Genomic DNA, 24,451 nt, shown 5'->3' with positions numbered 1-24,451 from the left:
GTTCTTTAACATCCAGTGAGAGATACCGATGCATCCGATGCTCAACATCGCCGTGCGCGCAGCGCGCAAGGCCGGAAATTTAATTGCCAAGAATTATGAAACCCCGGACGCCGTCGAAGCCAGCCAGAAAGGCAGCAACGACTTCGTTACCAATGTTGACCGCGACGCAGAACGTCTGATTGTCGAAGTGATTCGCAAGTCCTACCCGCAACACACCATCATCACCGAAGAAAGCGGTGAGCTGGCGGGCGACGATCAGGATGTTCAATGGGTAATCGATCCACTGGATGGCACCACCAACTTCATCAAACGTCTGCCCCACTTTGCTGTTTCTATCGCCGTGCGCATCAAAGGTCGCACCGAAGTGGCGGTGGTTTACGATCCAATGCGTAACGAACTGTTTACCGCTGTACGCGGTCAGGGCGCGCAGCTTAACGGCTATCGCCTGCGCGGCAGCACGGCGCGTGACCTCGACGGCACCATTCTGGCTACCGGCTTCCCGTTCAAGCTGAAGCAGCACGCCACGCCGTTCATCAACATCGTGGCAAAACTGTTTACCCAGTGCGCTGATTTCCGCCGTACCGGCTCTGCTGCGCTGGATTTGGCCTATGTGGCCGCAGGTCGCGTTGACGGTTTCTTTGAGATTGGCCTGAAGCCATGGGATTTCGCTGCCGGTGAACTGCTGGTGCGTGAAGCGGGCGGTCTGGTGACCGATTTCACTGGTAACCACGGCTATATGCTGTCTGGCAACCTGGTGGCCGGTAACCCGCGTGTGGTGAAGGCGATGCTGGCCAGCATGCGCGAAGAACTGAGCGAAGCGCTGAAGCGCTAAGCAAAAAAAGGCGGCTAAATCAGCCGCCTTTTTTATTACCGACTTTGTTAGCGACGCTCGTGGGTTAACACGGTGCGCGGCTGGGTACGCCGACCGACACCGCCGAGGACCGCCGCCAGCACCGCCTCGATCAGCATCATGAAGAAGGCAAACCAACTGGCTTTCGCCGTTGCCGCCGCGGCTTTCTCTGCGGCTTCCCGCGCTTTCTGCTCCGCTTCCTGCTTCAGCTGCTGATATTTCTGCATCGCCTGTTGATAGCTCTGCTCAGTCTGATTAACGATCTGCTCCGCTTCCTGATCGCTTTTTCCGGTCCGCGCTTTAATAATGTTTTTCAGCGCATCACGGTCTGCAGCCTGCAGCGTATCGGCATGACGACTCAGTACACCACGGATCCAATTGGCAATATCATTGTCGGCATTCTGTGGATTCTGTGCCGTCTGTTTCGCCTGGTTTTGCGCATTATTCGCTTCGCTATTTACATCCTGCTGTAAATTTTCCGGCTGCAGTTCCGGTTTGCCGGTCTGACGCAGCGTGGTTTGCAATTCATTTTGCAAATCATCCAGGTTGATATTATTTTCCTGCAGTTTCTCTTTCGCCATATTGGTCACCGATGGCGCTACGGCAGAAATACCGTTCCCCAGGGCATTAAAACCGGAGCCTAAAATATTAAAGGCGCCGCCGATAATACCGCTGGCAAGTGAAATCGCCAGCCAAAGCGTAATCAGGGTACTGACACCAAACATCAGCAGACCGTGCAGCGCACCTTCGCGCTGAGCCAGCCGTCCGGCAACGTAGCTACCGACCGCTAGCGCAATCAGCATGCTGGCCCCGGTCCAAATCAGCGCCCCGGTCCCCAGATGTTCCAGCGGATTTTGTTCCTGCTGGGGATCGATGGTCGTGGCGCCGATCGCGGTTCCCAGCAGCCCCAGTAAAATATGAATGATTAATGCCGCAATCACCCCTGCAAATACGGCACTCCAGGAAATGCGTTTCAACGGTAAACCGCCATGCGTTTCCACCACCGTTTCCGTGCTGCCATTATTAGTCCAGGTTTCAGGCATATTTATTTCCTCGCAAACATTGACGATAAAGAGTAACGCATATAAGAGCACACCCTGTCTTTTTGATATTATCTAGCGTAGACAGAGAAAACTCTTTTCACCAGATCGCCAGGCAACAGAAATTTAACTATGCGTAACGGGCAGAAAAAAACGCAGCATATTCAGTGAACATGCTGCGCTTATTTTTTAAAGCGTATTAATTAAAAAGGACGCAGACCGCCACCGAAGCCGGGCGTAGCACTGTGCCATAAAATAAAGCCGGCCAGCAGCAACAGCAGGCTGCCAGCCAGCATCACGGCCGGCAACAACCATTCCGCTGCCCCTCTGCTGCTGACCCTGCCGAGGCGCACCGCCAGCACGCGCGAGCGCTGCACCAGCAAACCCAGCAGCGACACGGTGAGCGCGGTGCCCAGCGCCATGGTCAGCGCCGAGGCCACGCCCCAGCCATACACGCCAATCACTTTGGCAAACAACAGCATCATGATGGCACCGGAACAGGGCCGCAGCCCCATCGACAGCACCACCAGCGCCTGGGTTTTGCCGCTCACCGCACCGGCCAGCTGTTGCGCGCTCGGCAGGTGGGCATGACCGCAGCCGCAGTCAGCATGGTGCTGATGATGCGGCCGTACCGCGCGAATCTGTAGCCCGGTCGCCGGACGGAACGCGCGGCGTAACCCCTGCAGCGCGCGCCAGCCCACCCAGACGCCGAGCGCCATCACCAGCAAATAGCTGCCTTTCTCCAGCCAGTAACTGGTGAGATGCAGCTGGCGCGACGAGGTTTGCAGCACCACCAGCATCAGCGTCACCAGAGCAATCGCCACCGCGCCCTGCAACAGCGCCGCCAGCAGCGTCAGCTTCATGCTGGTTTTCAGCTGCGCCGGATGGGTGGCGAGAAAGGTGCTGATCACCACTTTGCCGTGGCCCGGCCCCAGCGCATGCAGCACGCCATAGGCAAGGCTGAACAGCATCAGCGTGACACCGGCCTGCTGCGGCTGCTGCGCCACCTGTTGCAGGAGCTGCGTCATCTCACGGTGCAGAACCTTTTGCCACAGTACGCTTTGCAGCAGAATCTGCGGCCAGTGCAGCCACAGCAAAGCGCCCGCGGTAATCAGCAGCGCAGCCAGCAGCCACAGCGGCCACCAGCGACGGGAAGCGCCAGGCAGTGAAATCAACGACATGTCAGGGTTACCGTCTGAGCAAACTGCTGGCCGAGATCCATATCCTCGGGCGGTGCGTCAGCTTTATCCAGCGACAGCGCGTACTGTTTTAGCGAGTCATCCGGTTTGGGCGTGTGTAAGTCAAACTGGCAATGGGCTTTCACTGTCTCATCCATGGTGATGGCTTGCGGATTGTCATAATACATATCAACAAAGTAACTGGGATCGAAGGTCTGGATGCGGTACTGCCTGGCGCTTAACGACTGCGGTTCGCCGAACGGCACAATGAACTCCAGCACTGCTTTGTTGCCCTTGCGCGACAGCTGATACTCCTGCGGCAGGTTGAGAAATTTCACCCGATTTTTATCCTGCCACACTTCGGTAAAATAGTGCTGGCCCAGCACATTGGCCATTACCTGCGCCGCCAGCTTTTTCCACACCACCTCGCCGGGTTTGGCGTTGCCGGCATCGTACAGCAGATCGGCGGAGGTGATCTCGTCCATGGTCCATACCATCTTCATCGCGCTGAGATGATCGTCCTTACCGATCAGTTCGGTCTGCATATCAATAAAGCTGTGTGGATGCGCCCACACGGCGCCGCTGAACAACAGCGTAAAGCTAACGAGCGCAATTTTCATATGTTATAAAGTAACAAATTTTAAAGTCAGAAGGATACCGGGCCAGAAAAAACTGTGACCCGCCCTGAAGCTCTGAACAAAAGTCATGACAAAGGCCAGGGGCAGCGCGTGGAGTTGGCTATTCTTAGCTGAAAAATGACCTGCGGATAACACGATTGATGAGTTCAGCGCATTCTACTGCTCCCCTCTTCAGCCGCGCCCAGCGTCGTTGCCATCTGCTGTTGCTGCTGTTTCTGCCTGCTCCCGCGTTAACGCTTGAAAAGCTCTGCCAGTTGAATGGCGTGGACCCTGTTGTCGCCCGACAGGATATCGCGGATGTCGGAGATGAGATACAGCGCTTTCACCAGCTGGAATTACACCAGATGGTGGATGGCAGCTTTCGCATTCATGGCACGGAACTGGACCGGCGTCTGTGCCTGCTGCACTGGCTGCGCCGCGCGCTGCGCCTGTCGCAGGATTTCGTCTGCACCCATTTTGCGCCGGCACTGCGCCAGCGGCTGAAGGTGCTGAAAATTGAGAAAGCGCTGTGGGATGAAACCAATCTGCAGGCGCTGATCCAGCATTGCAGCCTGCGGCTGGCGCGCGATTTCACGCCGCGCGACCGGCTGTTTCTGCAAATCTTCATGAAATATGCGCTGTGTCAGCGTCAGACGGCGCTGTTCAGCGAGCGCCAGCGCGCCTGGCTGGCGGCGAAGATTGAACGTAGCGCAGCGGATGACGTGATCCATCACTGGCAGAAACGTTGCCATCTGGCACCGGACGTCAGCGAAACCGATTTCTGGACGCTGCTGTTCAGCCTGATTCACGCGCCAGACGGCAGCCAGCTGGCAGATAGTCAGGCACACAAGCTGATGGCCGCGGTGGAAGCCCTGATCGCCCGCTTTGAGCAACTGGCGCAGACGCGCATCAAAAATCAGCAGCAGCTGAAGCTGCAGCTCTATACTCACCTGGCGCAGGCGCTGGATCGCAGCCACTTTGCCATCGGCATTGATAACAGCGTGGCGCTGGACGTGGCGCGTCTCTATCCGCGCCTGCTGCGCACCACGGCGCGCGCGCTGCAGCACTTCAGCAGCGATTTCGGCACGCAGTTTAGCGCGGAAGAAGTGAGCCTGGTGGCGGTGCAGTTTGGTGGCTGGCTGATGCAGGAGAGCGCGCTACAGGAGAAACAGGTGCTGTTACTGACCGGCGCTGACGCGGCACTGGAACAGCTGCTGGAGCAGCAGCTGCGGGAAATGATGCTGCTGCCAATCAATATTACCTATCAGGATATGCTGCACTTTCAGCGTGAAGGCGCACCGCGCGATGTGGCACTGGTGGTGACGCCCTACGCCACTGCCCTGCCGCTCTACTCGCCGCCGCTGATCCACGCTGAGCTGCCACTGAGCGATCACCAGCAGCAGCGCATTCGTCAGCTGCTGGAGTCTTAAGCCGCGCGTGGCCGCAGGAACAGCGCCGGTAGCGCCACCAGCGCCATGACCCAGAACAGCTGGCCGTGCAGGTGAGTAAACAGCACGCCGCACACCATCGTCATCACCGCGATGCCGCCGCCCATTGCCAGCGCCGAATAGAGCGACTGCAGACGAATCACTTCTGCGCCTTTGCGCGCGGCAATAAAGCGCATCGCCGCCAGATGGCAGACGGTAAAGCTGCCGCAGTGCAGAATCTGCGCCACAATCAACAGCGGTAGCGCTGTGCTGGCACCCAGCAGCGTCCAGCGCACCAGCGCGCACACGCCGGACAGCAGCAGCAGATCGCGCGCGCTCCAGCGGCGAAACAGCCGGTTACTCAGGGCAAAAATCACGATTTCGGCCACCACGCCCAGCGACCACAGATAACCGACCACCGAGGCCGAATACCCTGCTTCCTGCCACCAGATGGCGCTGAAGCTGTAATACGCGGCGTGTGCGCCCTGCATCAGCGTTACGCACAGCATGAAACGCCAGACGCTGTTCTCGCGCAGCAGGTCGCGCCACGCCGCCCAGCCCCCGCTCGCGCCCTGGCGTAGCTCACCCTGCGGTCGGGTTTGTGGCGGCAGCAGCATGCCGGACAGCATCGCCAGCGCGCCTGCGCTTAGCAGTAGCAGAATCACCTGCGATGACCAGGCGCTGACCAGCATACCGGTAAGCGCCGAGCTGATAACAAACGCCAGCGAGCCCCACAGCCGTACCGGACCATAGGCCAGCCCGATTTGCTGTGTCCAGGTGGCCGCCAGCGCATCACTTAGCGGCACCAGCGGCGAGAAGAACAGGTTAAAACCAATCATCACCAGCAGCAGCCATAGCCACTGACCGCCCAGCCAGAAACCGAGCGCGAACAGACAGGTCACCAGCGCCAGCAGGCGCAGCGCAACAATCAGCTGCGCTGGATTTTTCACCTGCGAAGCAATCAACAGGCTGCCGGCAAAGCGCGCCACCATGCCACAGCCGAGCAGCAGGCCAATTTTTTCCGCATCCAGCCCGTTGCCTTTCAGCCACACGCTCCAGAACGGCAGATAGATGCCATAGCAGAAAAAGTAGGTGAAGTAGCTCAGTCCCAGCCACCTGGCCGATCCGATGGTCATGTTTCCTCCTGTTGACGCTCCGCCGTGCGCGGAATGGCCGTTACTTTCTCAAAGCCGCCTGCGAAAGGGAATAAAAAAAGGATGGCTTGCGCCATCCTTCTTCACACTGCGGGTTTAGCGCTTATCAGGCATAAACCGGCAGACGGGCACAGATATCCAGCACTTTCTGTTTGGTGCGCTCGATAGTGGCTTCGTCGTTAATGTTGTCGAGAACGTCAGCGATCCAGCCCGCCAGCTCGCGCACTTCCGCTTCTTTGAAGCCGCGACGGGTCACCGCTGGCGTACCGATACGCACACCGGAGGTCACAAACGGGCTCTTCGGATCGTTAGGTACGCTGTTTTTGTTCACGGTGATGTTAGCGCGGCCCAGAGCGGCATCCGCCTCTTTACCGGTCAGACCTTTGCTCACCAGATCGATCAGGAACAGGTGGTTGTAAGTACCGCCTGAGACGATGTTGTAACCGCGCTCCAGCAGCACTTCCACCATCGCTTTGGCATTCTTCGCGACCTGCTGCTGATAAGCCTTGAACTCCGGCTCCATGGCTTCTTTGAACGCGACGGCTTTACCGGCGATAACGTGCATCAGCGGGCCGCCCTGACCACCCGGGAACACCGCGGAGTTTAGTTTCTTGTACAGCTCTTCGTCGCCGTTTTTCGCCAGGATCAGGCCACCGCGTGGGCCGGCCAGCGTTTTGTGCGTGGTCGAGGTCACGATGTGCGCGTGCGGTACCGGGTTCGGGTACACATCAGCAGCGATCAGACCGGCAACGTGGGCCATATCAACAAACAGCCAGGCGCCGATGCTGTCGGCGATTTCACGCATTTTGGCCCAGTCGCATACGCCAGAGTAAGCAGAGAAGCCGCCCACGATCATTTTTGGCTTGTGGGTCTGCGCCAGTTCGGCCAGCTCTTCGTAATTGATTTTGCCGGTTTCATCGATGCCGTAAGGGATAACGTTGTACAGCTTACCGGACAGGTTGACCGGCGAACCGTGGGTCAGGTGACCACCGTGTGCCAGGTTCATGCCCAGAATGGTGTCGCCCGGCTGCAGCAGCGCGGTGTACACCGCGAAGTTAGCCTGGGAGCCGGAGTGCGGCTGCACGTTAGCGTAATCCGCGCCGAACAGCGCTTTGGCGCGATCGATCGCCAGCTGCTCAACGATATCCACATATTCACATCCGCCGTAGTAGCGTTTGCCCGGATAGCCTTCGGCATATTTGTTGGTGAGCTGTGAACCTTGCGCCTGCATAACGCGTGGGCTGGTGTAGTTTTCCGAAGCAATCAGTTCAATGTGCTCTTCCTGACGCACCTTCTCCTGCTCCATAGCCTGCCACAACTCGGCATCATAATCGGCAATGTTCATATCACGCTTTAACATCCGCATCTCCTGACTCAGCAACTTTTTAACGGCAGTTTAAGCCCCGGCTGGGGGCGAAGGCCAACAGTGTAAACGGTTTTGCCAGGGGACGGTAGCGCCAATCCCCTCTTTTTACGCAAACGATTGGCAAGGCGCTGGCACGGGATTTTTACGCTTTTTAGCCGGCTAACCAAAGCGGATAATTGTTCATCCACATCGGGAAAATTTTTCAGCTTTGCGCGCCCGCTTCCGGTTTACCGGTCGCTGCCCAAAACTCACGAGGGATTTACAGCCTGCGGCAACAGGCATAACATGCATTTTAAATACATGTTTAAAATTACCCCTGAGGAGTTCCCGATGCTCGACGCGCAAACCATCGCCACCGTGAAATCTACCCTGCCCGCGATTGCTCAACTCGGCCCGCAGCTGACCGGCCACTTTTATCAGCGGATGCTGACGCAGCATCCGGAACTGAAAGATGTGTTTAACATGAACAACCAGCGCAGCGGCAATCAGCGTGAAGCGCTGTTTAACGCGATCTGCGCGTACGGCAGCAATCTGGAAAACCTCGCGGTGCTGCTGCCGGCAGTGGAGAAAATTGCGCAGAAGCATGCCAGCCTGAATATTCAGCCGGCGCAGTACGCGATTGTCGGGGAAAATCTGCTGGCGACGATTAAAGAGCTGCTTAATCCAGGCGATGAGGTACTGGCGGCGTGGGGCAAAGCCTATGGTGTGCTGGCTGAAGTGTTTATCCAGCGAGAAGCAGCGATTTACCGTGCGTCGGAAGAAAAGGTCGGCGGCTGGCGCGGCGCGCGCGATTTTCGTATCCGTGCGATTACAGCGCAGAGCTCGGTGATCAAAAGCATTGAGCTGGTGCCGAATGGTGGAGAGCCGGTGGCGGACTTCCTGCCCGGCCAGTATCTGACCCTCAGTCTGCGCCCGGCGGACAGCGACTACATTCAGCACCGCCAGTATTCTCTAACGCATCTGCCGGATGGCAAAGCCTATCGCATTGCGGTGAAACACGAAGCGCAGGGCAGCGTCTCCGGCTGGCTGCATCAGCATGCGAAGGTCGGCGATATCGTGCAGTGCGCCGCGCCGGCCGGGGATTTCTTCCTGCAGGCAGCAGCGCAGACGCCGGTGACGCTGATCTCAGCCGGCGTCGGGCAAACGCCGCTGTTAGCCATGCTTGCCAGCCTGGCGGAGCAGCAGCATCCGGCCGCAGTATGCTGGCTGCACGCCGCCGAAAACGGCGCGCAGCACGCGTTTGCTGATGAGGTCGCGGCGCTGGGCGCGCAACTGCCGCGCTTTAGCCGCCACGTCTGGTATCGCCAGCCGCAAGCTGACGACGCGGGACGTTACGACGCGCAGGGTCTGATGGATTTAGCCACCGTCTCAACCGCACTGACCCAGCCCGAGGGTCAGTTCTGGATTTGCGGCCCGCTGGCGTTCATGCAGTTTGTTGCGCGCCAGCTGACCGACGCCGGCATCAGCGCCGACCGCATTCACTACGAAGTGTTCGGTCCGCACAAAGTGCTGTAAATGAAAAAGCCTGCACGCGGCAGGCTTTGTGTCTGGTGAGGAGCGAAGGGCTCAGATGGCCTCTTCGTCTTCCTCGCCGGTACGAATACGCACGACGCGCGCCACGTCAAAGACAAAAATTTTGCCGTCGCCGATTTTACCGGTCTGCGCGGTTTTCATGATGGTTTCTACGCAGGTATCGACGATATCATCGCCCACCACCATCTCGATTTTCACTTTTGGCAGAAAATCGACCATGTATTCGGCACCGCGATACAGCTCGGTGTGGCCTTTCTGACGTCCGAAGCCTTTCACTTCGCTGACCGTCATCCCGGTGATGCCCACTTCTGCTAAGGCTTCACGCACATCATCGAGTTTGAATGGTTTGATAATTGCATCGATCTTTTTCATCACAGATCCTTTTTTCGCTCCCTCCATGATGGACGGGTAACTATGAGTATAAGTGTTCCTGACGCTGCCGCAGCAAGCTACTCTTTAAATTCGCTGGCGTCCAGTTCGTGGCGCGACAGCAGCTTATAAAACTCGGTACGGTTGCGTCCAGCCAGACGCGCCGCATGCGTCACATTACCTTTGGTCATCTGCAGCAGTTTGCGCAGATAGTTAAGCTCAAACTGGTTGCGTGCTTCGACAAAGGTCGGTAGCGCCGTGTTCTCGCCAGCCAGCGCCTGCTCTACCAGCGCGTCACCAATTACCGGCGACGTAGTAAGCGCCACGCACTGCTCAATCACGTTAACCAGCTGGCGCACATTTCCCGGCCAGCTGGCACTCACCAGCCGTTTCATCGCATCGACCGAGAAGCTGCGCACAAACGGTTTGTGGCGATCGGCCGACTGGCGCAGCAGATGGTTGGCCAGCAGCGGGATGTCTTCGGCGCGTTCGTGCAGTGCCGGGATCCTGAGATTCACCACGTTGAGACGATAGTAGAGATCTTCGCGGAAGCTTTTCTTCTCCATCGCCTTCGGCAGATCGCGGTGCGTGGCAGAGATGATGCGCACGTTGATGTCGAGATCGCGGTTGCTGCCCAGCGGACGCACTTTGCGCTCCTGCAGCACGCGGAGAAGTTTTACCTGCAGCGCCTGCGGCATGTCGCCAATCTCATCGAGAAACAGCGTGCCGCCTTCCGCCGCCTGAAACAGCCCTTCACGCGCACTTACGGCACCGGTGAAGGCGCCTTTGGCGTGGCCAAACAACTCAGACTCCAGCAGCTGTTCCGGCAGCGCGCCGCAGTTGATGGCAATGAAAGGTTTGCCGGCGCGCGGACTGGCAGCATGAATCGCCTGCGCCAGCACCTCTTTGCCGGTGCCGCTCTGACCGTTAATTAATATACTGACGTCAGATTGCGCCACCATGTGCGCCTGCTCCAGCAGCCGCAGCATCAGCGGATTACGCGTGACGATCGCTTCGCGCCAGCCGTCATCGCTGACCGGCGCGCGCTGCGCCAGTGCTTCGTCAATCGCTTTGTATAGCGCATCGCGGTCGACCGGTTTGGTCAGAAAGCTGAACACGCCCTGCTGCGTGGCGGCTACCGCGTCCGGAATCGAGCCGTGCGCGGTCAGGATGATGACCGGCAGTCCGGTATGGCGCTTCTGGATTTCAGCAAACAGCGCCAGGCCATCCATTTCATCCATGCGCAGATCGCTGATCACCAAATCGACTTTCTCTTTCTGCAGATGACGCAGGGCTTCCGGCCCGCTGGCCGCGGTCGCTACCTGATAACCTTCACTGCTGAGACGCATACCGAGCAGCTTGAGTAAGCCCGGATCGTCATCCACCAGCAGTAAGCGTGCGGCCTGTTTCATGGTTACTGCTCCTCGCTTTGGGCATCGCTGGCACCGTGTGTGCTGTCGCCGCTGTCCGGCGCTTTGCGCGATGACAGCTGACGCTCGATGTCAGTCAGTCGCTGCAATTTACGCTGGGTATCGTCCAGCGTCTGCCGCAGTTGCGTTTGCTGCTGACGCAGGCGATCCAGTTCGGCGTCATTGCTTTGCTGCAGCGCGGCGTAGCGGCCGCGCGCCTCGCTCAGCTCCAGCTGCGCGGCCTGGTTACTGCGCCACAGCTGCAGCAGCGGACGCACCGCCGCCGGATAATCCGCGCTATAGCTGTCGAGCGTATCAACGTACTGACGGCGCTCCACCGGCGTCACGTTGCCGTTCGCCAGCAGGATGCCCTGCTTAAAGGCGCGCGCCCAGTTCTGTACCGGCCAGCGCCGCGCTTCCGCCCGCGCTTCGGCCGCCGACAGCCGCTCACCGCAGTCGATAGCGCGCTGCCAGTAAAGTGGATTGCTCATGGCCGCCGGTGCTTCAATCTGCCAGACATTCTGGCAATCGGTGGCCAGATAATCCGCCAGGCGCACGTCCGGCTCCGGCAGGTTCACCGCACCGCGCGGCGTACTGCTCTGGGGAGGCGCCTGACAGGCGCTCAGGCCGATGGCGATCAGTGCGCCGACGAGAAATCGGCTGGATGTGAGTTTCATTAATCAGGCATTCCCGGCGCTGGTAGTCAAAATGATACGAAAACAGACGTCCGCGTCCGTGCGCGTGACCAACTGCAAATCACCCTGCATCCTGCGCAGGCAATCTTTGGCGATGCTTAATCCCAGCCCGCTGCCTTTCACCGGCCCTTTGCGCTGCTGGCTCCCCTGATAAAAGGGCTCAAAGATCATCGCCTGCTCTTCAGCCGGAATCGGCGTGCCGGTGTTGGCCACCTCAATCCACACCTGGTTGCCCTTCTGCTGGCTCTGCAGCCAGATGTTACCGGATTCGCTACCGTAGTTCACGGCGTTCGAGTAGAGGTTATCAATCACCCGCTGCAACAGCGTCGGTTCCGCCAGACAATAGCGGGCCTGCAGATCGATATGCGTATGCATCTGGCGCGCGCTGGCGGGCAGTGAGTGCACCCTGACGACGCTATCAATGATAGCGTCAATCGCCACCGGTTCCAGCCGCATTGGACTCTCCGCCAGCCGGCGATTGTAGTCGAGCAGCTGTTCAATCAGCCGCTGCAGATGACGGCTGCTGGTGTCGAGAATGGCGACAACTTCCTGCTGCTCCGCATTGAGCGGGCCGGCAACCTGGTCGGCCAGCAGTTCGGTGCCTTCGCGCAGGCTGGCCAGCGGCGTTTTGAGTTCGTGCGACAGGTGGCGCAAAAACTCATGCCGCTGTGCTTCCAGCCAGCTAAGACGTTCGCTGAGCCAGACTATGCGCTGTCCCAGCGAGCGAATTTCGCGTGGCCCGCGAAAACTGACGCTATTGCCCAGTGTTTTCCCCTCGCCCAGCCGGTTGATCATGCGTTCGACGCGCTTAACCGGGCCGATAATCATGCCGGTGAACAACAGCACCAGCACCAGACTGATCAAAAACAGTATCAGCGCCTGCCAGCCAAAAAACTGGCCGCGATCGGCAATTTCGCGCTGTAGCTGCAGGCCGCGTGAAAACACCACTTCACGCGTGGCCTGCACCATGCGGGTGTTGGCGGCGGAGAATGCCTCCAGCGCGCTCGCCGCCGGTGCCAGCAGATTGCCGTTATCACACTGCAGCTTTTCCAGCTGCGGCAGCGCGCTCTGCAATATTTTGAACGTTGGCAAATCGGGCAGGCTGGCGGCATGGCTGCTGAGCATCTGGCCGTAGCGGCTCCACTGCGTTTGATACAGGCGTGCCAGACTGGCATCGCCCAGCACACAATACTGGCGATAGCTACGCTCCAGCTCCAGCGCCGTACGCGCCATCGCCTCGCTGCGACGCACGTCAGTGAAGGTGTTGCGGTTAGTGTCGGCGGCCTGATTACTCAGCGCTGACAGGCTTTCCCACGCCTGCCATGCCAGCACCAGCAGCGGCAGCAGCACCAGCAGAAAGGCCATTAAAACCAGTTGCCGCAGGGATCGGGGAAACAGACGCCATCTCTTCACAACCGCGCTTCCTTTGAGGTGAGTTGCAGGCATGCTAGCGAAGTCCGGCAAGGTTAGAAAGGCTGAAAACGAAAACGGCAGGCCTTTTGGCCTGCCGTGAGAGCGACGCCGCAGCATCGCCTGCAAAATAGGTGGAGCCTAACTCAACGTTGCGTCCGGTGCTTGATAACGTTGCAAAGCAAGCGATTATCGGTTGGGTGGACGGCAGGCTCCGTTTGGTGCGTCATTCGATATTTTATGAGCTCAACCGCAGTGCGGGGCAATCATAGACAGGAGAATGAGCAACGTAATGAGTATAGCAACTATCGTGCCAGAAAATAAATAGCCTTGTTAATCAGTATACTGCCAGCTCAGAGAGGGAATTAACGACGCTTTCGGACCGGCTGGTCTGGAAAAAGTGTCGCCGATTAGCAACGGCTTTAACGCGCTAACTTTGCACCTATAAAAAACAACGATTTAAATGTCACCTTTTGGCGACAACTCAGTCATGGGATTGTCGTCATTTTCCGACATGTCACAGATGTCAGGGAATCACAGCGGATCGACAGCGGTGCCCACGCGACAAAAAATAAAAAAGGCCGCGTTGAGCGGCCTTTGCACAGTGCCCGTGAATGGGCACCGGTAAGAGACAGAATTCAGGTTTAATCCAGCTGCTTGCGCGCATTGCGGAAAATGCGCATCCACGGGCTGTCTTCGCCCCACTCCGCCGGATGCCACGAATTGCTGACGGTGCGGAACACGCGCTCCGGATGCGGCATCATAATAGTGACGCGCCCGCTTTCGTTAGTCACGGCGGTGATGCCGTTCGGTGAGCCGTTCGGGTTTGCCGGATAGGTCTCGGTGACTTTACCGAAGTTATCGACGAAGCGCAGCGCCACCAGCCCTTTCGCTTCCAGCTCAGCCAGATGCGCACCGTCACGTACTTCAACAAAACCTTCACCGTGCGAGACGGCAATCGGCATGCGAGAACCGACCATACCGTCCAGCAGCAGTGACGGGCTGGCGGCCACTTCCACCAGGCTGAAGCGTGCTTCAAAGCGCTCGGACTGGTTACGCACAAAGCGCGGCCACAGCTCGCTGCCCGGAATCAGTTCGCGCAGGTTCGACATCATCTGGCAGCCGTTACACACGCCCAGCGCCAGCGTCTGCGGACGATGGAAGAAGTTTTCAAACTCGTCACGCACGCGGCTGTTGAACAGAATCGATTTCGCCCAGCCTTCGCCCGCACCCAGCACGTCGCCGTAGGAGAAGCCGCCACAGGCGACCAGCGCGTGGAATTCCTCCAGACCACGACGGCCCGCCAGCAGATCGCTCATGTGCACGTCAACCGCGGTGAAGCCTGCGCGGTGGAAGGCAGCAGCCATCTCAACGTGCGAGTTCACGCCCTGCTCGCGCAGCACGGCAACGCGCGGACGCGCACCAGTGGCGATCATCGGTGCCGCCACATCCTCTTCCGGACGGAAGGTCAGCTGCACGTTCAGGCCAGGATCGTTATCGTCTTTCTTCGCTTCATGTTCCTGATCGGCACAGGCCGGGTTATCGCGCAGGCGCTGCATCTGCCAGGTGGTTTCAGCCCACCAGGTACGCAGGGTGGTACGGCTTTCGCTGTACACCGCGCTGTCGCCGGAGCGGATAACAAAACGGTCGCCCGGCAGCGCTTTACCGATGACGTGAACATTGCTGCTCAGACCGTGATCGGCAAATACTTTTTCCACAGCCGCGCGGTCGGCAGCGTTAATCTGCAGTACGGCGCCCAGCTCTTCCGTAAACAGTGCTGCCAGCGCATCGCTGCCCAGCGCGGCGATATCCGCCTCAATACCGCAGTGGCCGGTGAAGGCCATCTCAGCCAGCGTGACCAGCAGACCGCCATCCGAGCGGTCGTGGTAAGCCAGCAGTTTCTGCTCGCTGACCAGCGTCTGAATTGCTTTGAAGAAGCCAGCCAGCTGCGCGGCATCGCGCACGTCGGCCGGTTTGTCGCCCAGCTGGCGATACACCTGTGACAGCGCCGTGGCGCCGAGGGTGTTAGCACCGTTGCCGAGATCCACCAGCAGCAGCAGGTTGTCGCCTTCCGGCTGCAGCTGTGGCGTTACGGTGCGACGCACATCTTCAACACGTGCAAAAGCCGTAATGACCAGCGACAGCGGCGAAGTCATTTCGCGCTGTTCAGTGCCCTGCTGCCAGCGGGTTTTCATCGACATGGAGTCTTTACCCACCGGAATGGTGATCCCCAGCGCCGGGCACAGCTCTTCGCCCACCGCTTTTACCGCGGCGTACAGGCCAGCGTCTTCGCCCGGGTGACCGGCTGCAGCCATCCAGTTTGCCGACAGCTTCACGCGCTTCAGTGAACCGATCGCGGTCGCGGCCAGGTTGGTCAGCGCTTCGCCCACCGCCAGGCGGCCGGACGCAGCGAAATCAAGCAGCGCTACCGGCGCACGTTCGCCCATGGCAAACGCTTCACCATGGTAGCTGTCAAGGCTGGCGGTGGTCACGGCGCAGTTCGCCACCGGGATCTGCCACGGCCCGACCATCTGATCGCGCGCCACCATGCCGGTTACGCTGCGGTCACCGATGGTCACCAGGAAGGTTTTTTCCGCCACGGTTGGCAGATGCAGCACGCGGTTTACCGCATCGGCAATGGTAATGCCGTCCCGCACCAGCGCGTCACCTTTCGCCTGCTGGCTGGCCACGTCGCGCGTCATTTTTGGCGTTTTACCCAGCAGCACGTCGAGCGGCATGTCGATCGGTTTGTTATCGAAATGGCTGTCGGCAAGGTTCAGGTGCTGCTCTTCGGTCGCTTCACCAATCACCGCGTACGGCGCACGTTCGCGCTGGCACAGCTCATCGAACAGCGCCAGTTTGTCCGGCGCAACCGCCAGCACATAACGCTCCTGCGACTCGTTACACCACACTTCCAGCGGGCTCATGCCAGGTTCATCGCTGAGGATGTCGCGCAGGTTGAAGTTGCCACCGCGGCCACCGTCGCTCACCAGCTCCGGCATGGCGTTAGACAGGCCACCGGCACCGACGTCGTGAATAAACAGAATCGGGTTGGCTTCGCCCAGCTGCCAGCAGCGGTCAATCACTTCCTGACAGCGACGCTCCATCTCCGGGTTGTCACGCTGCACAGAGGCGAAGTCAAGATCGGCATCCGACTGGCCGGACGCCATCGAGGACGCCGCACCGCCGCCAAGGCCGATATTCATCGCCGGACCGCCCAGCACGATCAGCTTCGCGCCAACCACGATCTCACCCTTCTGCACGTGATCGGCGCGGATGTTACCAATGCCGCCGGCCAGCATGATCGGCTTGTGATAGCCGCGCAGCTCAACGCCATTGTGGCTGTTGACCTGCTCTTCATAAGTACGGAAATAGCCGTTCAGCGCCGGGCGACCAAATTCGTTGTTAAACGCGGCGCCGCCTAACGGGCCTTCGGTCATGATATCCAGCGCGGTAACAATGCGATCCGGCTTGCCGAAATCCTCTTCCCACGGCTGTTCAAAGCCGGGAATACGCAGGTTGGAAACCGAGAAGCCGACCAGACCCGCTTTCGGCTTCGCGCCGCGTCCGGTGGCACCTTCGTCACGGATTTCCCCGCCGGAACCGGTGGCGGCACCTGGCCATGGCGAAATGGCCGTCGGGTGGTTGTGGGTTTCCACCTTCATCAGGATATGCGCGGCTTCCTGGTGGAACTCGTATTCGCCCTGCTGCGCATCCGCGTAGAAACGCCCGACCTCGGAGCCTTCCATCACCGCGGCATTGTCTTTATATGCCGACAGGACGTGTTCCGGATGCTGCTCAAAGGTGTTTTTAATCATTTTAAACAGCGACTTCGGCTGTTTTTCGCCGTCGATAATCCAGTCGGCGTTAAAAATCTTGTGACGACAGTGCTCGGAGTTCGCCTGAGCGAACATATAGAGCTCGATATCGTTCGGATTGCGGCCCAGTCTGGTGAAGGCATCGAGCAGGTAATCAATTTCGTCATCGGCCAGCGCCAGGCCGAGCGTGCGGTTAGCCTGCTCCAGCGCCTCGCGCCCTCCGCCCAGCACGTCTACGCTTTTCAGCGGCTGCGGCTCATGATGCGCGAACAGCTGTTCTGCCGCGCTGAGCTCCGTGAACACGGTTTCCATCATGCGGTCGTGCAGCAGGCTGGCCAGCTGCTGCCACTGCGCGTCAGTCAGCTGCGGTGCCTGTACATAGAAGGCCAGACCGCGCTCCAGGCGCAATACCTGTGGCAGGTCGCAGTTGTGGGCGATATCGGTGGCTTTCGATGACCAGGGAGAAATGGTGCCGGGACGCGGCGTCACCAGCAACAGACGCCCTTGTGGCACATGTTCGGCGAGAGAAGGACCGTATTTCAGCAGACGCTGCAGGCGGGCTTGCTGTTCCGCGCTGAGCGGTGCGCTGACATCGGCGAAATGGACGTACTCGGCGTAAATATCACTCACCGGCAGATGAGCGTCCTGAAAGCGGGTCAGCAGTTTGTTTACACGAAATGCCGACAGAGCGGGCGAACCACGCAGAATTTCCATCATTAAAGATCTCTCGTCTTCGAAGCGCCGGGCGACGCTTCATGGGGCGCAACAGGGAAAACGGGCGGTATTATAGAGAAATGGCACGGGTTACGAAACCGTTTGCGCAGAAAAACTGAGCCTCAGGATTTGCCTGAATTTTGCGCAAATCTTGCTATATAAGTTGCCCTGTTGCGCTTTGTTGCGCAAAATGCCCCTCGCTCTGGGAGTGCAAAACAACATAAATACTGCCTTTAAAAGACAGAGGCCTGTGAGCCATTACGAGACAACTATTTGAAACGCCTGAAATTAAATTATCTGTTTATCGGTCTGATCACCGTGCTGCTTGCGCTGGCGCTGTGGCCGTCCATCCCCTGGTACGGGGGCGGAAAAGACGCGTTATCACAGATCAAATCGCGGGGAGTGTTGCGCATCAGTACCGTCAACTCGCCGCTGACTTACTACACCATCAATAACGCACCAGCCGGCATGGACTACGAGCTGGCGAAGCGTTTCGCCGATTATCTTGGCGTGAAGCTGGAAGTCACGGTGCGGCCCAACCTCGGCGACCTGTTTGACGATCTCGACGACGGCAAAGCCGACCTGCTGGCCGCCGGGCTGATCTACAACAGCGAGCGCCTCAGCCGTTATCAGAGTGGCCCGAGCTACTATTCCGTGTCGCAGCAGCTGGTGTATCGCATCGACAAGCCGCGGCCCAAAAACCTTGGTGATCTGAAAGGCCGGCTGATTGTGCAGTCCGGTTCAGCCTATCTGTCAACGTTACGTTCCGCCAAAGCGGACAGCTACCCCGATCTCGACTGGGCCATTTCCACCGATATGGGCCAGAAAGCGCTGCTGGAAGCGGTTGCCGACGGCAAGCTTGACTATACCGTGGGGGATTCGGTGACCATCGGCCTGCTGCAGCGCATCCATCCACAGCTGGCGGTGGCGTTTGATATTACCGATGAAGAGCCGGTGACCTGGTATCTGCCGCGTAACGATGACGATAGCCTGAACGCCGCCATGCTCGACTTCTACAGTCAGATGGGGGAAGAAGGCACCATGGCGCGGCTGGAAGAGAAGTATCTCGGCCACGTCGGCACCTTTGATTATGTCGATACCCGCACCTTCCTGCGCGCAATTGATAACACGCTGCCGGATATCAAGCCGCTGTTTGAGAAGTACGCGTCCAGTATCGACTGGCGCCTGCTGGCGGCGATTTCCTACCAAGAGTCGCACTGGAATCCGCAGGCGACCTCGCCCACCGGCGTGCGTGGCATGATGATGCTTACGCGCAATACCGCTGACAGCCTCGACGTGAACGATCGTCTCGATCCGGAACAGAGCATTCGCGGTGGCAGCGAATACCTGCGGCGCATGATGGAAAAAGTGCCGGAGACCATTCCGGAAGATGAACGCATCTGGTTTGCGCTGGCGGCCTATAACATGGGCTACGCACATATGCTGGATGCACGCCGGCTGACGCTTAAACAGGGCGGCAATCCGGACAGCTGGGCCGACGTTAAGCTGCGCCTGCCGATGCTGAGCCAGAAGCGCTATTACGCGCAGACCACTTACGGCTATGCGCGCGGCCACGAAGCTTATAACTACGTTGAGAACATCCGTAAGTATCAGATCAGCCTGGTAGGCTATCTGCAGGAGCAGGAGAAACGGCTGGCGCAGCAGTCGGCGCTGGAAGCGGAACTCGGTGCCGGTTATCCGGCTGTCGAACCGAAGATTGCGATGAACTAATCGGCGCGCAGCGCCTGCCGCTGCGCACGTTTCTGTTCCCGGCGCATGCGGAAAAAGTCGCTCAGCAGCGTGGCGCACTCCTCGGCCAGCACGCCATGCGCAATCTCAATCTGATGATTCATGCCCGGATGGCCGATCACATCCAGCAGCGAACCGGCGGCGCCAGTTTTCTCATCCTTCGCGCCATAGACCAGACGGGTAATCCGGCTGTGCACCATGGCACCCGCACACATCACGCACGGCTCCAGCGTCACGTATAAGGTGGTGTCGAGCAGCCGGTAATTATCAATCACTTTGCCGCCCTGACGCAGCGCCATAATCTCGGCATGCGCGGTGGGATCGCACTGGCTAATCGGCCGGTTCCAGCCCTCGCCAATCACTCTGTCACCCTGCACCAGTACCGCACCGACCGGCACTTCGCCCTGCTCCCACGCACGCCGCGCCAGTTCAAGCGCGTGGCGCATCCAGTATTCATCAGTTTGTGGGTTCAACGGGCAACTCCTGCGGATTAACAAGGCGGCGCATTATAGACGGAATCCAGCTGCGATTCACTCCAGCTGTTGCAGTTCACCGCGCGGCGTCACGCGCCATCGATGCTGGCAGAAAAACAGCAGCGGGTTATCCTGCTTACTGTCGCTGTAGCCGCTGTAAAGCTGCAGCGGCGTACCGATTTTTTCCTCGAGCTGCGCCACTTTTTCATGGCCGAGACAGCGCATGGCTAATACCCGGCCGCCACGGCCCGGTTTCATCTGGCTGGCGATCAGCTTCACGCGCGGCAGAAACGCGGAATCAAAATAGACCTGCTCCACCAGCGACTGCGGCGAGCCGGTAATCAGCCAGACATCGGCGTCTTCACTGCTGAGGTAGTCAGTCAGCCGCTGCTGCACCACCGGAAACGCCGTAACGCGTTCGCGAAACCAGCGGGCAAATTCGGCCTCACGCTGGCGCAGCGTGGCCTCACGATGGCCAAAGGTGATAGCCCACAGCAGCAGGCTCATCGGCCAGCGCGCGGCGCGGCCCTTTATCAGCATACCTATGCCGATGACCGGCAGCAGCGGCACCACCAGCACCAGATTGAGCGGCTGGCGGCGCAGCAGATAACGCATAAATGTGCCAAACATGTCCTGCTGATGCAGCGTGCCGTCCAGGTCAAAAAATACCACGCGGCGATGCGAACCCTTTGTCAAACCCGACTCCTTTTTCTAAACGCGGCGATACCTGCTCTACAGTGTAGCCAGCATCGCGCGCCGGGGCGAAAGCTGTCATTTTTAATTCCAGTGGCTACAATGCCATTTGAATAGTTTATTCTCTGCGTCGGCGCGATGTCATCTGACATTCCTGGCCAGACATTTCCTTCCGCGAGCGGCTAAGCTGTGTGCGGGACTATGGATTAAGGATCGGACATGAGTTCATTGCTGCGAATTCGCCAGCTCTACCCACGCCTGGCGCTGAACGAGCGTCGGCTGGCGGATTTTTTGCTGTCGCAGCCTGATCGGGCACGGCATCTGAGTTCACAAAAACTGGCGGAAGAGTCAGGCGTAAGCCAGTCGAGCGTGGTGAAGTTCGCCCAGAAACTGGGTTACAAAGGCTTTCCGGCGCTGAAGCTGGCGCTGAGTGAGTCGCTGGCCGACCGCGATGCCATCACCGTGCACAACCACATTCTGAGTGACGATCCGCTGAAAGTGGTCGGCGAAAAGCTGCTGACGGAAAAAATTTCGGCGATTCGCGCCACGCTGGATATCAACAGCGAAGAGAAACTCACGGAAACGCTGCAGCTGCTGAAAAACGCCAACCGCATTCTGCTGGTCGGCATTGGCGCCTCCGGGCTGGTAGCGAAAGATTTTTCGTGGAAGCTGATGAAGATTGGCATCAACGCCGTCGCCGAGCAGGACATGCACGCGCTGCTGGCCAGCGTTCAGGCGATGGCACCCGGCGATGTGCTGCTGGCAATCTCCTACACCGGCGAACGTCGCGAGATCAATCTCGCGGCGCAGGAAGCGGCAGCCATTGGCGCCGATGTGCTGGCGTTTACCGGCTTTACCCCGAATTCGCTGCAGCAGTGCGCCACGGTCTGCCTGTACACCGTCGCCGAGGAGCAGAGCACGCGCAGCGCGGCCATCTCCTCCACCAGCGCCCAGCTGGCGCTGACCGATCTGCTGTTTATGGCGCTGGTGCAGAACGATCCGGAACGCGCCTCCAGCCATATTCGTCACAGCGAGGAGCTGGTGAAAAAGCTGGTCTGATTGCCCCATGCTCAGGGTATTCCCCACCCTGCCTTAGCCCGAAATTGATCATCGGGCGGGGCAATGATTTTGTTGCCTGTCGCTACCCTTTTCGGCCCGATTAAACGCATTTTCAGCATCGGGCTTGCAGGATAATTTCCGATGTATATGATCAGGGCAAATTTACTCATCTCTCTCGTCATGCTGAAACTTATTTCCCGTTATGCAGGAATTGGCGTTATCAACACCGCGATTCACTGGACGGTGTTTGCGCTTATTCTCAAGCTGTTCGAGTCAGGTCAGGCTATGGCAAACTTTGGTGCATTCTGCGTTGCGGTGACGTTTTCCTTTTTTGCTAATGCCCGCTGGACCTTTTCTTCTGCAGCCACGCCCTTGCGTTACCTGCTTTATGTCAGCTTTATGGGAGGCATGGCGGCGCTGGTTGGCTGGATGGCCGACGCCTGCACGCTTTCCCCGGTGGTTACCCTGATACTCTTTTCCTTTATTAGCCTGGGTTGCGGCTTCATCTACTCTAATTACATCGTTTTCAGGGAAGTAAAATGAAATTGTCTCTCGTCGTGCCCGTCTTCAATGAAGAGGAAACCATTCCGCTCTTTTATCAGGCGGTTCGTCATGAATTAGCCGGCTATCAGGTGGAAATTGTTTTTATCAATGATGGCAGTAGCGATGGCAGCGAAAACATCATCAATGCCCTGGCCATCTCGGATCCGCTGGTCATTGCGCTGTCATTCACCCGCAATTTCGGCAAAGAGCCCGCGTTGTTTGCCGGACTGGAGCATGCCACCGGCGACGCGGTTATCCCGATTGATGTTGATCTGCAGGATCCCATCGCCGTTATCCATCAACTGGTTGAACGCTGGCAAGCGGGTGCCGATGTGGTTCTGGCTAAACGGAAAGATCGCAGTGCCGATGGGCATGTAAAACGTAAAACAGCCGAGTGGTTTTATCACTTTCACAACCAAATCAGCTCGCCGAAAATAGAGGAAAACGTTGGCGATTTTCGTCTGCTATCGCGCGAGACGGTAGAACATATAAAAAGCCTGCCGGAAAGGAATCTGTTCATGAAGGGCATTTTATCCTGGGTTGGCGGTAAAACAGCGATTGTGGAATATGATCGGGCTGAACGCGTCACAGGGGTGTCGAAATTTAATGGCTGGAAATTATGGAATCTGGCATTAGAAGGATTAACCAGTTTTTCCACCTTCCCCTTGCGCATCTGGAGTTACATCGGCGGTAGCGTCGCGTTACTCTCCTTTCTTTATGGCTTCTGGATGATCATCGATAAACTGCTCTGGGGCAATCCGGTGGCGGGTTACCCTTCGTTGCTGGTTTCCATTCTGTTTTTGGGTGGAGTGCAACTTATCGGCATCGGTGTTCTGGGCGAATATATTGGCCGAATCTACATTGAGTCCAAACAAAGACCACGCTACGTAATTAAGAGCAGGAAATGAAAAAAACAGTTTTTGAGCGTCATCCCTCCGCCATGTATCTGATACTGGCCGTCGCTTTACTCATCGGTTATAGCCCGGTTTATTTATCAACATACGGATTTTCCGACGACTGGTTCTATTTATACGCATCCACTACCGATGCATTCAGTATTTTCAAATGGGATATCTTATCGGGCCGACCTTTTTATGGTGCTATCCGCTACTTCTTCGCTTTCCTGATCGATGACGTGCAGGATTTGACGTATCTCAGGGTGCTTTCTTTATTCAGTCTGATTTTACTGGGCGGTTACATCATCCGTTTCCTTGAGCGTCGCAGCATTTTCGCCAGCGCGGTCCAGCGTCTGACGTTTGCCACGTTGATTTGTTTGCTGCCCTCATTTCAGGTTTTTGTCGGCTGGACAGTCTGCTTTCCTTATGTCCTGTCCGTACTGCTGGCGGGCATCAGTTATTCAACGCTGGCGGAAAACAAAGGCCTGGGCCGGGTGCTACTGTCGGCTATTTGCCTGACGCTTTCCTTTGCGATTTACCAACCCGCAGCCATGAGCTTTTTATTCTTTGCCCTGCTCGATCTGGGCATGAGCCGGAATAATTATCAGCGCAGCGCGGTGATCAAGCTGATGTTGATGCTGGGATTTGGCATGGTGATGGCACTGGTACTGGCGAAAGTTCTGCCGCTCGTGCTGTTCAATGAAGTACTGGCCAGAACCAATATCACCTTAGCGCCGCTGAAAAAAATCACCTGGTTTATCGCTGAGCCGCTCAGAAATGCGCTGTGCAACTTTGATACCGGGCGCTCGATTGTCAGTATTATCATCTCCTGCTCACTGATCATCGTGGGCATTGTGAAGGCACCCGATTTCAAACCGCGTAAAGCTTTTCTGTTCCTGTTTTTCCTGCTGGCGGCGGGCATTCCTAATCTTTTGGTGAGTGAGGACTGGGCAGCCTATCGCACGGTTATCGCGCTGTCGTTAATCACTACCTCAGCCTTCATTGCTGGCTTATTCGTGATCTTTAATAAGCTGAAGATAACCACGTCTGCCAGTATCGTTTGCCTCGTTATTGCAGTGCTCTCATGCATGCTGAATATTCAGAAGGGCTTTTCTACGCCTCAGCAGCGCGAGTATCAGTTGTTAAGCAACGCAATCATAGAGAACGTGCCTGCAGAATATTCTGGCCAGCTTTATTATCGTATCGATAGTGACAACTTACCTGCTGTCGCAAAATCCAAAAAATACGATGAGTTCGGTTCGCTTTCGCTGGGTATGCCATGGTCCTTTGCCGGTATGGCCGACGCGATTAAAAAAGAGCATGCGATGAAGTTTTCCTTGCCAAAGGCGCCCGTTATCTACGGCAGCGATCAATGTCCAGGTGACTGTCTGACGCTGGATGCCACCCACGTGCTGGCACCGGTAAAATAAAGGCCAGCGCCGCCACTATTTCGCTTAC

The 24,451-nt window shown here is 57.8% G+C and carries 20 protein-coding genes; 8 read left to right on the top strand and 12 right to left on the bottom strand.

The genetic code is table 11. From position 1 onward, the window contains the following. The first annotated feature begins 28 nt into the window (after positions 1-28). Positions 29-832: an inositol-1-monophosphatase gene (suhB, locus tag C1N84_RS05105; protein ID WP_058758291.1), complete on the top strand. Its 804-nt coding sequence runs from the start codon at positions 29-31 to the stop codon at positions 830-832. 47 nt (positions 833-879) lie between these two features. Here the strand turns inward: suhB and C1N84_RS05100 are convergent, their stop codons facing one another. From C1N84_RS05100 to C1N84_RS05090, 3 genes are all read right to left on the bottom strand, one after another. Then, complete coding sequence (locus C1N84_RS05100; protein WP_058758290.1) at positions 880-1,893, bottom strand: hypothetical protein; 1,014 nt, start codon at positions 1,891-1,893, stop codon at positions 880-882. Positions 1,894-2,093: 200 nt separating this feature from the next. Further along, entirely contained in the window at positions 2,094-3,071 is a 978-nt protein-coding gene (locus C1N84_RS05095) for a nickel/cobalt transporter (RefSeq protein ID WP_264442198.1), read from the bottom strand. Next, the gene (locus C1N84_RS05090; RefSeq protein ID WP_058758288.1) at positions 3,062-3,688 is read right to left on the bottom strand and encodes a DUF1007 family protein; all 627 of its coding nucleotides are present in this window, start codon (positions 3,686-3,688) and stop codon (positions 3,062-3,064) included. Before C1N84_RS05090 ends, C1N84_RS05095 begins: the two co-directional genes overlap by 10 nt. 158 nt (positions 3,689-3,846) lie before the next feature. Here C1N84_RS05090 and csiE point away from each other — a divergent pair, with 158 nt between their 5' ends. Beyond that, entirely contained in the window at positions 3,847-5,115 is a 1,269-nt protein-coding gene (csiE, locus tag C1N84_RS05085) for a stationary phase inducible protein CsiE (RefSeq protein WP_058770857.1), read from the top strand. Here csiE and C1N84_RS05080 read toward each other — a convergent pair. Both C1N84_RS05080 and glyA read right to left on the bottom strand, forming a co-directional pair. After that, positions 5,112-6,248, bottom strand: coding sequence for a 3-phenylpropionate MFS transporter (locus tag C1N84_RS05080; RefSeq protein ID WP_166719563.1), 1,137 nt, complete (start codon positions 6,246-6,248; stop codon positions 5,112-5,114). The genes csiE and C1N84_RS05080 overlap by 4 nt on opposite strands. Positions 6,249-6,372: 124 nt before the next feature. Then, positions 6,373-7,626, bottom strand: coding sequence for a serine hydroxymethyltransferase (gene glyA / locus C1N84_RS05075; protein ID WP_021506540.1), 1,254 nt, complete (start codon positions 7,624-7,626; stop codon positions 6,373-6,375). A gap of 336 nt (positions 7,627-7,962) precedes the next feature. On the opposite strand from glyA, the gene hmpA reads away from it, so the two are divergent. Then, positions 7,963-9,147, top strand: a complete 1,185-nt coding sequence (gene hmpA, locus C1N84_RS05070) for an NO-inducible flavohemoprotein (protein WP_264442192.1) — start codon at positions 7,963-7,965, stop codon at positions 9,145-9,147. Between the two features lie 51 nt (positions 9,148-9,198). On the opposite strand, the gene glnB is transcribed toward hmpA, so the two are convergent. The 5 genes from glnB to purL all read right to left on the bottom strand — a co-directional run bounded on the left by glnB (position 9,199) and on the right by purL (position 17,583). Continuing rightward, positions 9,199-9,537, bottom strand: coding sequence for a nitrogen regulatory protein P-II (gene glnB, locus C1N84_RS05065; protein WP_007886217.1), 339 nt, complete (start codon positions 9,535-9,537; stop codon positions 9,199-9,201). 77 nt (positions 9,538-9,614) lie between these two features. After that, positions 9,615-10,946 carry a two-component system response regulator GlrR gene (gene glrR, locus C1N84_RS05060; protein ID WP_058758284.1) on the bottom strand — a complete coding sequence of 444 codons (1,332 nt, stop codon included), beginning with the start codon at positions 10,944-10,946 and terminating at the stop codon, positions 9,615-9,617. A gap of 2 nt (positions 10,947-10,948) precedes the next feature. Beyond that, positions 10,949-11,620, bottom strand: a complete 672-nt coding sequence (qseG, locus tag C1N84_RS05055; RefSeq protein ID WP_021506537.1) for a two-component system QseEF-associated lipoprotein QseG — start codon at positions 11,618-11,620, stop codon at positions 10,949-10,951. A 3-nt stretch (positions 11,621-11,623) separates the two neighbouring features. After that, positions 11,624-13,051: a sensor histidine kinase gene (locus C1N84_RS05050; RefSeq protein WP_058770860.1), complete on the bottom strand. Its 1,428-nt coding sequence runs from the start codon at positions 13,049-13,051 to the stop codon at positions 11,624-11,626. A 641-nt stretch (positions 13,052-13,692) separates the two neighbouring features. Next, positions 13,693-17,583: a phosphoribosylformylglycinamidine synthase gene (gene purL / locus C1N84_RS05045; protein WP_264442183.1), complete on the bottom strand. Its 3,891-nt coding sequence runs from the start codon at positions 17,581-17,583 to the stop codon at positions 13,693-13,695. A 270-nt stretch (positions 17,584-17,853) separates the two neighbouring features. Between purL and mltF the strand changes: the two genes are divergently transcribed. After that, positions 17,854-19,311: a membrane-bound lytic murein transglycosylase MltF gene (gene mltF / locus C1N84_RS05040; RefSeq protein ID WP_021506534.1), complete on the top strand. Its 1,458-nt coding sequence runs from the start codon at positions 17,854-17,856 to the stop codon at positions 19,309-19,311. Here mltF and tadA read toward each other — a convergent pair. Further along, entirely contained in the window at positions 19,308-19,802 is a 495-nt protein-coding gene (gene tadA / locus C1N84_RS05035) for a tRNA adenosine(34) deaminase TadA (RefSeq protein WP_071813580.1), read from the bottom strand. The genes mltF and tadA overlap by 4 nt on opposite strands. A gap of 57 nt (positions 19,803-19,859) precedes the next feature. Continuing rightward, positions 19,860-20,498: a phosphatidylglycerophosphatase C gene (gene yfhb, locus C1N84_RS05030; protein ID WP_059009946.1), complete on the bottom strand. Its 639-nt coding sequence runs from the start codon at positions 20,496-20,498 to the stop codon at positions 19,860-19,862. Between the two features lie 216 nt (positions 20,499-20,714). Here yfhb and C1N84_RS05025 point away from each other — a divergent pair, with 216 nt between their 5' ends. The 4 genes from C1N84_RS05025 to C1N84_RS05010 all read left to right on the top strand — a co-directional run bounded on the left by C1N84_RS05025 (position 20,715) and on the right by C1N84_RS05010 (position 24,423). Next, on the top strand, positions 20,715-21,554 hold the full coding sequence (locus C1N84_RS05025; protein ID WP_021506531.1) for a MurR/RpiR family transcriptional regulator: 840 nt from the start codon (positions 20,715-20,717) through the stop codon (positions 21,552-21,554). Between the two features lie 180 nt (positions 21,555-21,734). Beyond that, entirely contained in the window at positions 21,735-22,097 is a 363-nt protein-coding gene (locus C1N84_RS05020) for a GtrA family protein (protein ID WP_058781808.1), read from the top strand. Further along, positions 22,094-23,005 carry a glycosyltransferase family 2 protein gene (locus C1N84_RS05015; RefSeq protein WP_021506529.1) on the top strand — a complete coding sequence of 304 codons (912 nt, stop codon included), beginning with the start codon at positions 22,094-22,096 and terminating at the stop codon, positions 23,003-23,005. Before C1N84_RS05020 ends, C1N84_RS05015 begins: the two co-directional genes overlap by 4 nt. Then, positions 23,002-24,423, top strand: coding sequence for a glucosyltransferase domain-containing protein (locus tag C1N84_RS05010; RefSeq protein ID WP_264442177.1), 1,422 nt, complete (start codon positions 23,002-23,004; stop codon positions 24,421-24,423). The genes C1N84_RS05015 and C1N84_RS05010 overlap by 4 nt, the downstream gene beginning before the upstream one ends. The last annotated feature ends 28 nt before the right edge of the window (positions 24,424-24,451 follow it).

Source organism: Pantoea sp. SGAir0418 (assembly GCF_043529865.1).
Note: the sequence above shows the minus strand (reverse complement) of the source record. Positions and strands in the feature narration are given on the sequence as shown.